Origin of the sequence: Allohahella sp. A8 (genome assembly GCF_047946665.1) — a bacterium.
In the GTDB taxonomy this organism is placed as follows: Bacteria; Pseudomonadota; Gammaproteobacteria; order Pseudomonadales; family Oleiphilaceae; genus Allohahella.
In genome coordinates, this window is sequence record NZ_CP172312.1 from 472,430 (window position 1) to 487,739 (window position 15,310).

Annotated in this window: 14 protein-coding genes; 6 read left to right on the forward strand and 8 right to left on the reverse strand. The window is 56.0% G+C overall.

All coding sequences use genetic code 11. The features are described from left to right. Window positions 1–17 precede the first annotated feature (17 nt). On the reverse strand, window positions 18–224 hold the full coding sequence (locus ACH3PB_RS02215) for a hypothetical protein (protein ID WP_416397842.1): 207 nt from the start codon (window positions 222–224) through the stop codon (window positions 18–20). A 364-nt stretch (window positions 225–588) separates the two neighbouring features. Between ACH3PB_RS02215 and ACH3PB_RS02220 the strand changes: the two genes are divergently transcribed. Then, window positions 589–1,164 carry a chalcone isomerase family protein gene (locus ACH3PB_RS02220; RefSeq protein WP_416397843.1) on the forward strand — a complete coding sequence of 192 codons (576 nt, stop codon included), beginning with the start codon at window positions 589–591 and terminating at the stop codon, window positions 1,162–1,164. A gap of 49 nt (window positions 1,165–1,213) precedes the next feature. Here ACH3PB_RS02220 and ACH3PB_RS02225 read toward each other — a convergent pair whose 3' ends face one another. Together ACH3PB_RS02225 and ACH3PB_RS02230 are read right to left on the reverse strand one after the other, a co-directional pair. Next, window positions 1,214–1,969, reverse strand: coding sequence for a hypothetical protein (locus ACH3PB_RS02225; RefSeq protein ID WP_416397844.1), 756 nt, complete (start codon window positions 1,967–1,969; stop codon window positions 1,214–1,216). Window positions 1,970–2,097: 128 nt separating this feature from the next. Further along, window positions 2,098–3,006 carry a LysR substrate-binding domain-containing protein gene (locus ACH3PB_RS02230; protein ID WP_416397845.1) on the reverse strand — a complete coding sequence of 303 codons (909 nt, stop codon included), beginning with the start codon at window positions 3,004–3,006 and terminating at the stop codon, window positions 2,098–2,100. Between the two features lie 143 nt (window positions 3,007–3,149). Between ACH3PB_RS02230 and ACH3PB_RS02235 the strand changes: the two genes are divergently transcribed. Next, window positions 3,150–3,929, forward strand: coding sequence for a ferredoxin--NADP reductase (locus tag ACH3PB_RS02235; protein WP_416397846.1), 780 nt, complete (start codon window positions 3,150–3,152; stop codon window positions 3,927–3,929). Window positions 3,930–3,954: 25 nt separating this feature from the next. Here the strand turns inward: ACH3PB_RS02235 and nth are convergent, their stop codons facing one another. From nth to ACH3PB_RS02260, 5 genes are all read right to left on the reverse strand, one after another. Then, the gene (gene nth, locus ACH3PB_RS02240) at window positions 3,955–4,587 is read right to left on the reverse strand and encodes an endonuclease III (protein ID WP_416397847.1); all 633 of its coding nucleotides are present in this window, start codon (window positions 4,585–4,587) and stop codon (window positions 3,955–3,957) included. Beyond that, entirely contained in the window at window positions 4,584–5,195 is a 612-nt protein-coding gene (rsxE, locus tag ACH3PB_RS02245; protein WP_416397848.1) for an electron transport complex subunit RsxE, read from the reverse strand. The genes nth and rsxE overlap by 4 nt, the downstream gene beginning before the upstream one ends. Then, a complete protein-coding gene (locus ACH3PB_RS02250) occupies window positions 5,192–5,821 on the reverse strand; it encodes an FMN-binding protein (RefSeq protein ID WP_416397849.1) in 630 nt (209 codons plus the stop codon). The genes rsxE and ACH3PB_RS02250 overlap by 4 nt, the downstream gene beginning before the upstream one ends. After that, window positions 5,818–6,768, reverse strand: coding sequence for an RnfABCDGE type electron transport complex subunit D (locus tag ACH3PB_RS02255; RefSeq protein ID WP_416397850.1), 951 nt, complete (start codon window positions 6,766–6,768; stop codon window positions 5,818–5,820). The genes ACH3PB_RS02250 and ACH3PB_RS02255 overlap by 4 nt, the downstream gene beginning before the upstream one ends. A gap of 112 nt (window positions 6,769–6,880) precedes the next feature. Continuing rightward, the gene (locus ACH3PB_RS02260) at window positions 6,881–7,027 is read right to left on the reverse strand and encodes a hypothetical protein (RefSeq protein ID WP_416397851.1); all 147 of its coding nucleotides are present in this window, start codon (window positions 7,025–7,027) and stop codon (window positions 6,881–6,883) included. Between the two features lie 121 nt (window positions 7,028–7,148). On the opposite strand from ACH3PB_RS02260, the gene ACH3PB_RS02265 reads away from it, so the two are divergent. The 4 genes from ACH3PB_RS02265 to ACH3PB_RS02280 are packed head-to-tail and all read left to right on the forward strand — an operon-like array spanning window position 7,149 to window position 15,308. Continuing rightward, the gene (locus ACH3PB_RS02265; protein ID WP_416397852.1) at window positions 7,149–8,273 is read left to right on the forward strand and encodes a helix-turn-helix transcriptional regulator; all 1,125 of its coding nucleotides are present in this window, start codon (window positions 7,149–7,151) and stop codon (window positions 8,271–8,273) included. A gap of 8 nt (window positions 8,274–8,281) precedes the next feature. Then, a complete protein-coding gene (locus tag ACH3PB_RS02270; protein WP_416397853.1) occupies window positions 8,282–10,063 on the forward strand; it encodes an autotransporter assembly complex protein TamA in 1,782 nt (593 codons plus the stop codon). Then, window positions 10,063–14,091 (forward strand): translocation/assembly module TamB domain-containing protein, encoded by a 4,029-nt coding sequence (locus tag ACH3PB_RS02275; RefSeq protein ID WP_416397854.1) that lies wholly within the window; start codon window positions 10,063–10,065, stop codon window positions 14,089–14,091. The genes ACH3PB_RS02270 and ACH3PB_RS02275 overlap by 1 nt, the downstream gene beginning before the upstream one ends. Further along, complete coding sequence (locus ACH3PB_RS02280) at window positions 14,073–15,308, forward strand: methyltransferase (RefSeq protein WP_416397855.1); 1,236 nt, start codon at window positions 14,073–14,075, stop codon at window positions 15,306–15,308. Before ACH3PB_RS02275 ends, ACH3PB_RS02280 begins: the two co-directional genes overlap by 19 nt. Window positions 15,309–15,310: the final 2 nt, after the last annotated feature.

The window sequence follows — 15,310 nt, forward strand, 5'->3', positions numbered from 1 at the left end:
CGCTCACGCCAGCGAAATCAGCAGTCTGTATCGTCTGCGCCCGCACCTTCCTTGACGTTCTCACAGGCATCTTCGATCGCATTGCCTGTATCAGTGGCTGCATTATCCATGCTCTCGCCGGCATTTTCTGCAGGGCCGTCTGTATCACAGGCGCTAAGGCCGACTGTGAAGACTGCAGCAGTCAAAAGCGTCATGAACCTGGCCATTACCTTAGAGATTTCCATGCTTGTATGCTCCATTACTATAATTTGATTACAACTTGAGAACTCTCCGCCGGCGCATGCAGTGTGCTGAATCCGGTGTGTCTCCCGGGTATCTTACGCCACATCCACAGCAGTAGATCGATAAGAATCGACTTTTCTATCGCCACCGACCATGGCGGGAGTGAGAACTGCTCTGCATTTCACCGCATAACATCTTGTTACACTGCGGAGCGCGCCGCAGACTGGCCGGGACCTGAATTCAGTCAGAGAACTGGAGAGGGTCGCCCATCATTGGTCGGTTGAACAATGCGGAAGCTGGGAAGAAAGCTACTCAGACACGAGCAGGCTCAACTCTAATAAATATTCATCACGAAGGGATCAAAGAATGAACGCCATCAAAAATCTTATCGCAGGTGCTGCAATTGCACTGTCCGTCAGCACCATTTCACAAGCTGCAACTGTAGCCAATGTTGAAATTCCGGATACCATGGAAGCCGCTGGAACCGATCTTCGCCTGAACGGTGCGGGCATCCGTGAAAAGTGGTTCTTCAACGTGTACGTTGGTGGTCTCTACCTGCCTGAGTCAATGAACGACGGCGCTGCCATCGTCGCCGCCGACAAGCCTATGGCTGTCAAGCTGCACATGGTTTCAGGCATGGTGACCAGTGAAAAAATGAAAGATGCCACCATGGAAGGTTTCGAGAGTTCTACAGGCGGCGACATGGCGCCACTGCAGAAGGAAATCGATCAGTTCATGAGCGCGTTCGACGAAGAGATCCAGGAAAATGACGTATTTGACCTGGTTTATGTACCTGGTACCGGTATCGAAATCTACAAGAACGAAGAACTCATCCAGACTGTAAAGTCTGACAAGAAGTTCAAGGAAGCCGTCTTCGGTATCTGGCTCTCAGACAAGCCAGCTCAGGAAGATCTCAAAATGGCGATGCTCGGCAAGAAATAAGACGCCCTGCAATTCCGAACCGGACCTGGCGCAGCGGCGCCGGCCCGGTTCACTCCACTGTTGCGGGCTCGTTGTCCGACCGCTGGTCTTCTTTGTCAGACCTTTTCTGAATTTCACTGGCTATAGCCTCAGCGAGTTCATCTTTTAGCGAAGCATGCTGCGGCGCGAGATAGTGAAACAGAATCACCTCATATAGCGCGTTTTCGTTCAATCGTCTGATCCGTTTCGATGCCGGTCTGACTGTCTTTGCCAGTTCAGCGGCCATCTGCTTCTCAAGCCCCACCACGTAATACACGCGCTTCTGCTCAAGCAGCCCAAGCAACTGCGCAGCAGAATTTACCCAAACAATCTGCTCTTGAGGCAGATATCGCTTGATCGTATCAAAACCCCGAATAGCCGCGATTGTGTTGGTGCCAAGATCTGCCCAGCTATCGATGCGCCGATCTGTATCGAAGCCATAGATGTGATAGCGACTATCAAAGACCGGTACCGGCACGCGTACCAGATTGGTATAACGCGGCTCGATCTGCTCAGCCACGCCTGCAAGTGCGGCGTCAGCGGAACCCTGGTCTGCCATGATGTACATCCTCGCAAGCGGCACGTCGACAGCAAGCACTGCTATGTCCAACGATGCATAGGCTGCGCTGACGAGCTGCCAGACATACTCCGTCGACTTCTGATCGGCGTTGGTTGGTCTCGTAACCCGCAATACATCGGGTCGGGCCGCAGTACGGTCAGCTCCAGATATTCGAACGTCATCGGATGCGCCGGCAAAAGCAGATCCGAACAGCCAGCCTGACGCCATTAGAACAAGCAGTGAGCGAGATGGTATGGTGATCTTGAAATCCTCTGGACTCGCCTGAACGAGGCTGATCTATTATTGGTCGATATCTGGGTATTCTAGAAACAAGCTGTATGCCTGTCGAATGAGGCTCAGGCAGATTCCCGACACAGATCGATCCACGCGGTCATGGCTGCGCTTAGAAATTTCTTCTTGTGCCAGACGAGGAAGAGCTGACGGCTGAAATTACGGTTCGCCGCTTTCAGTTCGATGAGGCGACCACTGTCCAGCATCTCCTGCACGGATAATCGTGAAAGGCAGGAGATACCAAGCCCCGCCGCCACGGCCTGTTTGATCGCTTCGATATGCTGAAGCTCCATACGCACATGCAGCTGCGGCAACAGGCCAGCCATTGCGCGGTCGAATGTCTGTCTGGTGCCAGAGCCTTGTTCTCGAAGAATCCATTGTTCGTCTCTCAGCTCATCGTCCGACAGAATCGGTGGCAAGTCTCCCCGCTGGTGTAGCCCTGCATCGGCCAGCAGGTGGTCAGCACCACACACCAATATGAGCTCATCGTCCTGCCAGGGCTCGATGATCAGTTCGGAGTGATTTATTTCGCCCTCTATCAGCCCGACATCAAGCTCAAAGTTAATCAGTTTTTCGGAGATCCGTTTGGTATTGGCGATTTCGAGGGTTGGCGAGATCTCTGGATAAAGATCGGCGAACCTCGCCAGGTAGGGTATCGCGTTGTAGTTGCCGATCGACATGGTTGCGCCAAGATTGAGACCGCCAGCGTCCTGGTGATGCTGCAAGTCGAGCTCGAGATCGATGGCCCGATCCAGCAAGGCCTGAGCCTTGGGCCTCAGGACAGTGCCGAGGTCGTTGAGCCTCAGCTTCTTGCCGGTGCGGTCGAACAACTGGATATCAAATTGTTGTTCGAGTGTCTTCAGTGATTCACTTGCAGCAGATTGGGAGAGCGAGAGGGCTTCTGCTGCCTGGCTGAGATTACCAAGGCGGGCTGTAGCGAGAAAGACTTCGAGCTGCCGGAGCGTAAAGCGCATTGGCGCTCTCCTTGTATCGGTCCTTGTATCGGAATATCCGATTTAGTATATCCGAATAATTGGTTTTCCAGTAGTGTCTGCTTTCGGTACCATTCCCTGCATCAGGTTTAGCAATCATTTTCCACTTTTTCGGGGTCTCTGAAATGGCAAATCTTAGAACGGAAACAGTCACGAGCGTACATCACTGGAACGATACCCTCTTCAGTTTCAAGACCAGTAGAGACCCCAGCTTCCGCTTCAAAAATGGTCACTTCATCATGATTGGTCTGGAGCAGGAAGGTGCAGCGCGGCCATTGATGCGAGCGTACAGCATCGCCAGCGCAAACTACGAGGAGGAACTGGAATTCTTCAGCATCAAGGTGCAGGACGGCCCGTTGACTTCGAAGCTGCAGAAGATCAAGGTCGGCGACCCGATCATCATGAGCAACAAGCCTACTGGCACGCTGTTGATCGATCATCTCCTACCTGGCAGAAATCTTTATCTGGTCAGCACCGGCACTGGGCTGGCGCCGTTCATGAGCATCATCAAGGATCCTGAAACCTACGAAAAGTTTGACAAGGTCATCCTGACCCATGGCGTCCGCTTCGTTTCAGAGCTGGCTTATCAGGACATGATTCAGAACGAACTGCCGCAAAATGAGTTCTTCGGTGATCTGATCAAGAATCAGCTGATCTACTACCCGACAGTGACACGCGAGCCCTACCACAACAAGGGACGTCTGACTGATCTGATGGAAAGCGGTCAGCTATTCCAGGATATCGGCCTGCCGACATTCGATCTCGAGAGTGATCGCTTCATGGTGTGTGGCAGTCCCAGCATGCTGAAGGATACCTGCAAGATTCTGGACGAGCGGGGCTTCGTTGAAGCCAGACAGGGAGACTTTGGTCACTACGTCATCGAGCGAGCCTTCGTCGAGAGCTGATCTGAGCAGCTTGTTAGCTGGGTGACTACAGGTTCTTATGCTTGTAGTCACACACCTCACTTACCGCGCAGGCCATACAGCGCGGCTTACGAGCGATACAGATATAGCGCCCGTGCAGGATGAGCCAGTGATGCGCATCGTGCAGGAATTCTTTCGGTACGTTTTTCAATAGTTTCTTCTCGACCTCCAGGACCGTCTTGCCCGGCGCCAGGCCCGTGCGATTGCTCACCCTGAAAATATGGGTGTCCACGGCCATGGTAGGCTGGCCAAAGGCTGTATTCAGCACCACATTCGCCGTCTTTCTGCCGACACCAGGCAAGGCTTCCAGCGCTGCACGATCCGCTGGAACCTTGCCGTCATGCTGCTCGACAAGCAGACGGCAGGTTTTCATTACGTTCTCTGCCTTTGTATTGAAAAGCCCAATCGTCTTTATGTGTGATTTGAGCCCGTCGAGTCCCAGATCGAGCATCGCCTGTGGCGTCGGCGCGACCGGAAACAGGTGCCTGGTGGCCTTATTCACCCCAACATCAGTGGCCTGAGCCGAGAGTATGACGGCTATGAGTAACTGGAACTCATCTGCGTATTCCAGCTCTGTTCTGGGCTCTGGATTCTGCTCACGGAAAATCTCGAACATTTCCCGCCGCGTCTCTCTGTTCATGACCGTCTTATGCTCCTGACGAGGGCCACCATGAGCCCCAGGATAATGAACGCTCCCGGCGGCAGCGCCACCACCAGTACCTGTAATGTTACGCCCAGCCATTCCCGTATTGAGCCGAGCACAAGTATGACGAGTAGAAAGCCGAGACCCATTGCAGCTGCGTCCGCAACGGCCAGCGTGACCGGCTGCCGGCTTGCGAATGCTTCGGCTCGTGCGAGGATGAGACAGTTGGTCACGATCAGTGGAATGAATATCCCGAGGTTGCGATAGAGCGAAATTGAGTAGGCCTGCATCAGCAGATCGATGCAGGTCACTGCCGAAGCGATAACGAGCACGAATGCAGGCAGACGGACTTCAGCGGCAATATGATGCCTTAATAGTGAGATCAGGGTACTCGATAGCACCAGCACGAACAGTGTCGCCAGCCCCAGTCCCAGCGCATTGTCCACGGTGTTACTCACAGCCAGCAAGGGGCAGAGTCCCAGTAGCTGGATGGTTGCAGCATTGTTGGTCCAGATTCCCTGCCTGAAAAGCTTGCCTAGATCATGCCCGGTGTCTGCTGAAGGTGAAGCATGAGACTGGGGCGTGGCGGGTGAAGTTATCGTCATGGGGCGGAATGACTTTTAAGGGTTGCCTGGTTGGCACGGGCAAAGCGCAGTGCGTCGTCTATCGCAGATTTTACAGCCGAGGCACTTATTGTCGCGCCACTGAGCGCATCCGCACCGGCTACGGTGTGCTGCCCGCGAAACTGTGCAAGCCATTGACTTTTGTCAGCTTCGATCCGGTCGCCAATCCCCGGAGTTTCCCGATGGCGGGTGATTTCAACGGACACAATCGTTGGTTCCTGCTGTTCACCCACCAGCTGCACTCCGGTAATAACCTCGATACGGCCATTGTAGCCACGGCTACTGCTGCTGGGTATGGCAAAGACTGCTGAAGCGCTTTTCTGGGCTGCCATGTAAATCGCCTGATCAGCCTGGACGAGCTCAGCGTCTGACCAACACGCCGGACACTCAGAGGGTGCCGGTAATTCGATGATGGCCTCTGAAGCCACCAGCGCAGTGGCGGACCCCGGTGGCTGCAACACCGCCGAGAGTCTGTGCTGAAACCAGCGCGCTTCGGCCGCTTCTATCGGTGCTCGTGTAAGAAGGTAGACGGCTGTGACCAGTGCGGCTGAAACGGCCGCAAACAGGCCGAGTGTGTGGGCAGGAGACTGCTGAAACTGGATGCTCACGCCTTGATGCCCCTATTGGCCTTTTGATGGCCATACACCCTCGGGCGGGTGTAGTAGTCCAGTAGAGGCACACACAGATTCATGAATAATACGGCAAAAGCCACGCCTTCCGGCCAGGCACTGTAATTGCGTATAAGCGCAAGCAGAACGCCGATGCCTGCACCGAACACCAGCTGACCCTGCCGGCTGGTAGCAGCAGTCACTGGATCAGTCGCGATGAAGAAGGCGCCGAGCATTATCGCGCCGGAGCTCAGCTGAAACAGGAGAAAGGTCAGCCTGGAACCACTCTCTGAGCCGGCAAGTAGCGTGCACAGGCTGAAAGTGGCCAGCATACCAAGCGGAATCTGCCATCGAATGATTCTTCGCGCCAGTAGAATCAGGCCACCAAACAGAAAGCCAAGATTGATCATTTGCCAGGCAAAAGCCCCTGGTTCGACAAGTCGGGTTGTCCCAGCGGACGCCGCTATCACCAGCGCCTGTCTGTACTGATCGAGAGGCGTCGCAGAAGATATGGCATCGATAAGCACTTGCCCATGTTCGCCAACAAGCGTGACAGTCGCATCCGTCGCCGCATCCGGCCAACCCTGAGTCAGTTGCAATGGGAATGAGACGAGGACCAGAGCGTATCCGGTCATGGCGGGATTGAAAATATTCTGCCCGAGCCCGCCATAGACGTGCTTGCCGAGTCCGAGCCCCAGAATGCCCGCCAGGGCTGCCAGCCACCATGGCGCCAGCGGCGGAAAACACAAACCGATGAGCCAGCCAGCCAGCAGGGCAGAGCCATCCTGTAGATGACGCCAGACAGATCTTCCCCTGAGCGCTGCCGCCATGCTTTCTGCGGCAATCGCACCAAAGCTGGCTGCACCGATCTGCAGTAGCACGCCCGCACCAAAAAACCAGAGCATCGCCGTAAGGCCAGGCAGGGTGCAGATCAGTACGGTCAACATGACCATCCGTGCACTGGCAGGTCGTGCAGGCACAGCTGTGGATCTGCCGATAGACAGTAAGCGGCGGATCCAGTTCAGGCTTGAAGGTTGCTTTTGGCTCATCGCCGCAAGGCTATTTTATCGGCTGGACCAGTACAAGGTGCATCGCCGTTCCAGCGAAGATTTTATCCAGCATTGTGGTCAGGTCATCGATATGGCTGCTGGTAATTCGAAAGCGGAAGCGGGTACCCCGGCTGGTGATTGCATTGATTCGATACATACGCAGATCCTCGACAGACAATGGAACCGGAGTCGTCCTCAAGTTGGACATTTCCGATCGACGAGCCTAGTCTAGGCGATAGAAACGACAAATAATGTCGTCAACTGGATGAACTTACAGTATGCAGACCTTTGTAAGGCGTTTGGCCATTCTCGACTATCTGCGCAGAACTACGGTACCGCGCTCTACGGAAGCGATACTCGCTCATCTGCAGGATCAGGGTTATCTGGAAGAGTCGGATGAGCAGCGGCGAAACAGCCAGCTTCGAGTAGTACAGCGCGACTTGAAATTCCTGCTGGGCGACGACCCCGGTTTTTTCGATGCTGACCCTGCTGAAGCCGACGATGAGCTTGAGGAGCCGCTCAATCCCTTTGGCCTGCGAAGTGTTCCGGCTGCGGGCAAGGGCAGGGCCTGGATGCTCGACCCGCTAGACCGACAGCGTTTTGATTTCGAGAAAATGCCGGGCTATCTGGCTGTTGCATTTGCAATGACGGCTAAACACCTGTCAAACCTCCTGCCTCAGAGCACACTGAACGAAATGACCGCCTTTTTCGCTGAAGCAGAGCGTGTGTTGCAGCGTTCAGAGCGAAAGTTGGCGCCGCAGCACTACCTTCGACTGCGTGATTCGATCGAGTTCTACCAGCGGGGCCAGTCATTGGAGTCACCCGATTTCGACATGCGCTGGCTGGATACCATCTATCAGGCGATCATCAGAGCTCAGCAGATCGAGCTCGTGTACAGCGTCTCAGCTTCAAATGGCAGCACCACGAAAACTTATCGTCTCAGCCCCTTGGGGGTCGTGCTCATGCTGCCGAAGCTGTATCTTGTATCGTTGAACGAAGCTGGTGAGTTCCGTCACTTTCTACTTCACAGGATCCGGCGCGTCGAGCTGCTTCGAGAGAATTTTGCGGATGAGGATTTCTCCCTGCAGGCATACCTCGATGCGGGACACATGGATGTTTTCATCGATGACAGCGATAGGGGTGACTACGACCTGGTTTTGGCCATAAAACGCCAGCAGGGTGACAAGCTGATCGAGGACCTGAGCGACTATCCCTTGAACGCAACACAATCAGTTACGCTTGAGTCTGCATCGGAAGCAATCGTTCGTGTACGAGTTCGTCGTACTATCCAGCTCAGAAACTGGATTCTCTCCCTCGGAAGCCGCGCTACAGTCTTGCAGCCTGAGATCATCAGGCAGGATATTCGGTCAGTGCTGACTGCGAGTCTTCAGAATTATAACTAACGGTATCTATGCATCATTATCCTGCGTTATCCGCATTTTTTCTGCTCGCGCTGCTCAGTGGTGCTGCTACAGCGATCGATTTGCCGTTCTTCGGCGACAAGCATCCTGATTTCAAGATCAGGAGTGAGACACAACAGGATCTGGCTGACACCATTGCTGAGGATCTGGAGACCTATCGCAAGCAGAACCCGGCTTACGAATTCTACGAAACGCCGCAGCAGTACATGGATGCCGAGCGCGAGTTCATTCTCAAGTATCTGCGATCGCAGGGGTACTACGAAGGCAGCGTCGAGCCGGAACTCGAGAACCCCGATGGCGACGATCGACGACTGATGTATGAGGTAGAGCCCGGCCCCTTGTATCGCATTCGCAAGCTTGAGCTGAAGTCACCTGACAGTATCGACGTACCATCCCTTGCCGATCTCAAGCTGAAAAAGGGTGATGGTCTCGTGGCCGATCGCATACTCGATGCGAAGCGGAAGATAGAAGACTTCGTCTCCAGCAAGAACTGCCTCTATGAGGTGGACGTTGAGTACAAGGCCAGTATCTACCCGCCAGATCAGTTGGCCTTCATTACCTTCAAGGTGAAAAAAAGCCCGCAGGTGAAGGTGGGTGAGATCCGGCTGCAAGGGCTTGAGGAGGTCGATCCGGCATTTCTCGAGCAGGATCTCCCACTGGCTAGCGGCGAATGTTTCAACCGCTCCAAGCTCAACGAAGCTCGCCTGGAGCTCCTGCGAACGAATCTGATTGCGCGGGTGGATCAGCAGCTGACACTGAATAGAGAGGCTGGCACGGTAGACATTACGCTGGATTTGCAGGAGCGTAGCCACCGCACCATCAAGGCCGGTGGTGGCTACACCAGTGATGAGGGCGTCGGCGTCTCACTCGGCTGGGAGCACAGGAACTTCTTCGGCGCCGGTCAGCTATTCCAGACGGAATTGACGGTTACAGAAGTCACGCAGGCGCTGACCTCGAAACTGACCCTGCCGAAGTTCTACCGAAAAGATCAGAAGCTCGAAATCTCCGCGAGCGCCAGCCAGCGCGATCTCGAGGCTTTTCGGTCGAAATCGGTGGAGACCTCGGCCATTGTCACCCGGCAGATTAGCGAGAACAGGGCAGCAAGTGCAGGCCCCCGCTTCAGGCTCAGTGAAATCGATGATGAAGGTGAAACCGAGCAGTACGTACTGTTTTCCTTTCCGATGAGCCTGCGCCTCGACACCACCAGCGAAATTCTCGACCCGCGTGATGGTGCAACTTTGAACCTCGGTGTAGAGCCCTTCGTGGATCTGAAGGACACGGACACCCGTTTCATCAAGTCGAATGTCTCCGCCACGACCTATTTTACTGCGGAGACCTGGTCATTGAAGCCAACGCTGGCCTTGAAAGCCGGTGTCGGTTCCATCACAGGTGCCGGCATAGAATCAGTGCCTGCCGACGAGCGCTACTACGTCGGTGGAGGTGGGTCGGTCCGGGGTTATAAGTTTCAGTCCCTGGGGGAGCTCGACGAAGATGGTGATCCGGTCGGTGGGCTGTCTTTCATTGAAATGGCTACTGAAGGTCGCTTTCACATAGGGGAGAACCTTGGTTTCGTACTCTTTGTCGACGGCGGCCTGGCAATGCCGGACTCTGCCCCACGTTTCGATCAGAACCTCAAATATGGCGCTGGTTTTGGTTTGCGTTATTACACGTCCTTTGCACCCTTTCGAGTCGACTTCGGTTTCCCACTGAGCCGTCGAGACGGCATCGATGACAGCTTTCAGCTGTATATCAGCATTGGGGAGGCGTACTGATGTCAGCGTTGTCCCGAACCGGCAGCATACTGCTGCGCATTGGCCGATGGGTGCTGGGTGGGATTCTTGCCCTGCTCACCTTTGTCATCATCCTGCTGCTGGCCCTGGCGCTGGCGCTATCGCAGCCGGATAGTCGCGTCTGGTTGGCAGAAAGAGGCGCCGCGCTTGCGAATGATTATACAGACTGGCAGATCGAGTTAAGTGAAGTAGAGAGTCCCGGCTTGACCCATTGGATCATTGGCGATCTCAAAGTCAGTCGTGTAGATACTGGTGATGCTGACCAGGAAACGGCTGCCGCTGTTGCAGGGGATCCCACGGAGTACCAGCTTTTGACAGCCAGCAATTTCGAGCTCAACTTCCTCTGGAGCGAAGCGCTGGACGAGAAATATATTCTGGATGCGCTCGGCGCCAGCTCAGTCTGGGTAAACAGCAATGCTAAAGCGTGGGGCTCTCAGCCAGCCGAGGAGGCGGTGGTTGATGAAGAAGAGTCACCGGCCGATCTCGAAGTCCAGGTCAATCAGCTGATCGATCAGTTGTTCGAAGTCGATAGCGCTGGATTGCCCCACGTCGTGGTCAACAGACTTGCGATAGACCGCATTGAGTTCACGGATGATTTTCTGCAAGGTGGCGCGCTGAGTCCTGAGCAGCAGGCCGAAATTCCGCTGGTCTGGAAAATTACGGGCGAAGCCAGTTTACAGGAGGCTCGAGCCAAGCTCACAGTGCAGGCGCTTGGCGATGCCGACGAAGCTGAGTCAGCTGCAAGCGATGATCAAACCGGCTTGCCAGCACTCAGCGCAAAGCTCGAGGCAATTCCACAGGATTCGGGTCCGGCCATGAAGCAGCTGAGCCTGCAAACTTCGCAGATTCCACCGGCCTTGCTGAACCAGTGGCTGCCAGTGACGCTCACGCGTCAGCCTGAATTGCGACTCATCGCGAAGACTGCTGGGACTGATTATGAATCGCAGCGGATCGAGATCGAACCGCTTGAACTTAGAGTCGAGGACGGCGTCGTCGCCGCTTCAGGCATCGTGGGGCGGGAAAAGCTCACCTTCGATGCCGCCATCGAAGCGCTGCCACTTCAGCTTGTCCAACCCCTCCTCGACAAGCAGGCTACAGCTAGTTTGCCGCTTGATGAGCTGCATCCGCGACAGGTCACCGCCAATCTTGAAGGCAGTATGCCCTGGAGCGAACCGGCAGCTATCACCGCAGCAGGCGGGCTGAGCGTAGAAGCCACCTTCTTTAAGGCGTCGCTCGACCTGTCGAGTGAGCTGGGAATAGCAGGCGAGGCACTGAGCTTTTCCGAAACCAAACTCGACTGGGCTGATATTTCGCTGCGTACGGCAGGCAGGATCGACGCTGAAAAATTGGCGGTGCAGGTGGAGGCGCTGACGGTGCCCTTGAACAGCGCACTGGCACTGGCCGATGCGCTCGAGTTGGATCTTCCCCAAATCAATGCGCTCATCGCCGAGCCCGAAATCCTGCGATGTAGCCAGAACCAGACAGCGACAGCCGCGGCCGGCGGCGCCGAGGCTGGATCCATTCAGGCACGGCGGGCGCGACTTGGTAATCTTGGCCGGCTTTCGGTCAAGCAACTGACTGCCGAAGGCCCCTTTGCCACGCCCGTGGTCGCGGGTGACCTGGCGCTCAGCGTTTGTCCAGAGGGACGTCCAGCTGAGCTCACGGCGAGCGTCAAGGCGAATCTCAGTGAGGCACAGCGGATTGAGATAGTGAAAAGTCAACTGACTTATCGTGGGTCTGAGTCCGCTGTTTCAGGGTGGGTTGGGCTTCGTGACGGCACGCTCAAACTCAAGGCCAGCGTCAATGACTTCGAGCTCGACATAGTCAGGCCTTTCCTGCCTGAAGCTACCGCGGATCAGCTTGCCAGCCTCTCTGCCACAGTCGACCTCGATGCCGAAGCCAGTGGCCGGATGACTGACCCGGCCTTCGACGTCGATCTTGACGTTGTAGGCTTGTATGACGCCTTGACTTACAGCATTGCGCTTGATGCGAGGCGTCGTGACGACCTCGTGACGATATCGGGTCTTACGCTGAAGGCGAGCCCGGGACTTGGCGCCGCGAGCCGGCTTGAGGATGATGAGGACGATACGGACGAAGCTGCCGAAGGGCCCCAGGTGCTGCCGGCGATGCCCACCGAAGCGGTCGTAGCCCTGCGGGGGAGCCTGCAGGCCGATCTTGATGCATTGAGAGAGCGCGGGCAGATTCAGGGGCTGAAGACCGATCTCAAGCTCGATGTCAGCGATATCGATCTACGCCTGCTTACATTGGCAGGCCTGGAGCTGCCACCGGAGGCCAGTGGCATACTTGACGGCGGCCTGACTCTGGACCTGCAACCGGACCTGCTGCAGACCGGCGGCCGTTTCACCTTTGTCCAGCCCGCCCCGGAACTTGATGTGCTGCTTGAGGCGCGCAAAAAGCTCCGGACCAATCGTAACGCCGATCTTGCGCTGGCTGAGCCGGCGAAGGCGCAGATTGAAGCGGTTTGGACTACAACCAAAGAGCGCCTGAAGCTCGAGCTTGATTTCATATCCGAAGCACTGCAGAAGCTGCAGCAGGCCGATGCAAGAACCGATATCAAAAAGCCCCTTGAGCTCACTGTTGCGGCTGATCTGTCGCCTTATCGCAAGCGCCTGTACAAGATCCTGTCTTCCAGTGCTGGGTCCGCACCGTCCGCACCGTGGCCAATCGATGCGACCATCAAGGGTACGAGCCAGCTCGACTTCGTGAATGTATTTCTGAACGATCCGCTGCAAACGATTCGCGGCGATCTTCAGCTGGACCTTGATGTGCAGGGGAACACGGATGACCCTCGTGCCAAGGGCTTCCTGGCATTGAAGGATGGCTTTTACGAAAACAAGACTCTGGGAACGGAGCTCAGCAAGATCGACACTCGACTTGGGCTCGACGGGAGCCGCCTCAGCATCGAAGAAGGCACCATTGAAGTAGCAGAAGATGGCCGTATCCAGCTCGACGGTCAGGCAGACTGGGCTGCGATGACGCTCGACGTCAAGGCGGATCTTAAAGACGCTAATCTGCTACGCCAGCCAGGTCTGAGCGCTACGATTTCCGGTGATCTGTCGGCCAAGGGCGATGCGGAAGAGGTGGCCGTCACCGGCCGACTTGAAGCAAAGCCCATGAAGATACTGCTGGATAACGCACTCAAGTCGTCCATACCGACCATCGACGTGACGGTGGTGGACAATCTGCCATCGAAGCGCCAGGCCGGTAAGCCGTCGTCAGGTGGTATCGCAGGCACAACACAGCCTCCTGTCGAGGAGTCGGAGGCCGGTGCCATGCCTGTCATTCCGCTGGATGTCATCATCAATGCACCGCAACAGGTCTTCCTCAAGGGACGCGGTCTCGATGCCGAGCTGCAGGGCAAGATCAGGGTCGTCGGTACGGCCAGTAATCCCATTTACTCCGGTGAGCTGGGCATCAAGCGTGGACACATGGACCTGTTCAACAAGCGGTTCGAGCTGGCTCGCGGGCAGGTCTCTTTCGCCAACGATGCCGTCGCGCTGGTCATCACGGGTGAGTATTCCGACGATACCTATACCTATCAGGCACAGGTTTCAGGAACCACTGCGGACCTCAAGATTGAACTGAGCTCGGTGCCAACGTTGCCTCAGGATGAAATCATTTCGCGCATACTTTTCGGTAAGTCGATACAGAGTATTACCCCAATTCAGGCGGTGCAGCTGGCTTCGGCGGTCAGGTCACTGCAGGGCGGCGGCGGTGGCTTCGATCCGCTCGGCAGCGCGCAGCAGCTGCTCGGGGTGGATTCACTGACGGTGGGCACGCAGGAGACTGACGAAGGCAAAGGTGTAAATGTCGGCGTGGGCAAGTACATCAGTGATAAAGTGTACCTTGAACTGGAGCGCACGCCAGAGGTCAATCAGCCTTGGAAGGGCAGCGTTGAAATCGAACTCAGACCCAACATCAGCCTTGAGACCTCTACTGGCAAGACTGGCTTCGGCGGCGTTGAGCTGAAATGGAAAAAGGATTACTGAAGTTGCAGGTACGTTTTTTAGGGTCACAGGCTACAACGCTTACTACGACAGACGATCTCTCGCCACCCTCGGCGGCTATTCTGAAGCGCGAGGATCTGCTGAAGGCGGATTGTGTGCTGGTCTGGCCCCCGGCCGATGGTATGGCTGGCCTGCTGGAGGCTCAGCAGCGTCTAGCCGTCGTCGAGACAGCGGCTGCAGCCGATCGGTTCCTGAAGCACTGGCCGGCAGGCGCAACCAGGGTAGCCAGCCCAGTCGAGGGCATTGGTCGCATCAGTTTCAACGAACTGCCGCCGGAGCCACAGTTGCTTGTTTTCATGCCCAAGGCCAAGCAGGCGCTGTACAGCCTGCTGCAAACGCTTGTTCAAAGCTCTGCCGCATCGCATGAGGTGTTGCTTGTCGGCGAGAAGCGCAGTGGTGTTGACGGTATTGGTAAATCCCTCGTGAAGGCGGGCATTGACGCCGGCAAGGTGGATTCACTGCGCCACTGCCAGATCTGGCGCGTCACCGTACAGCGCGATGATGGGGCGCTCTTGCAGTGGCTTACAGCAGCACTTGCTGCAGACAGAGCACAGTTCGAGTTCACTAATCCGCTTACAGGCAAGCCGCTCTCTTTGAGCTCGGGTGCGGGCGTCTTCAGTTATGGACAGCTTGACGAGGGTACCGAGCTACTGCTCTCTACGCTGTGTGAGTGGCTGAACGACTGTCCTGGCGATTCCGTGGCTGCTGGGAAGGATGGCAGGCAGAGTGGCGTACTGAAGGGCCGCGTGCTCGATTTTGGTTGCGGCAACGGCGTAATCTCCGCTGCACTGGCGCAATTTGACGGCAGGCTGGATATCGTGGCCGTTGATACCAGCGCCTCTGCCTGTGAGTCGACTGCGTTCAACCTCAGCCAGTTGGCGCCCGAGGCACAGGTCATCATGGCAGATGGCGTAAGGCCGTTGATCGACACCGGTGAACATGGCGCGTTCGATTGGATCATCAGTAATCCGCCATTCCACGAGGGCCTGAGAAAATCGCTGGAGCCGACACTTGTTTTCTTCGAATCGCTAGCAAGCCTGCTCAAGCCCGGGGGTAGGGTTCTGCTGGTGGCCAACAGCTTTCTGCCGTATCAGCAGTTCCTGCAGAAGCACAAATTCGAAGTCACTGTGTTGCAGGAGGATGCCCGCTTTACGGTCATGATGGTAAAGCGGGTACTGAAGCGCCAGACAGGGCACTAGCC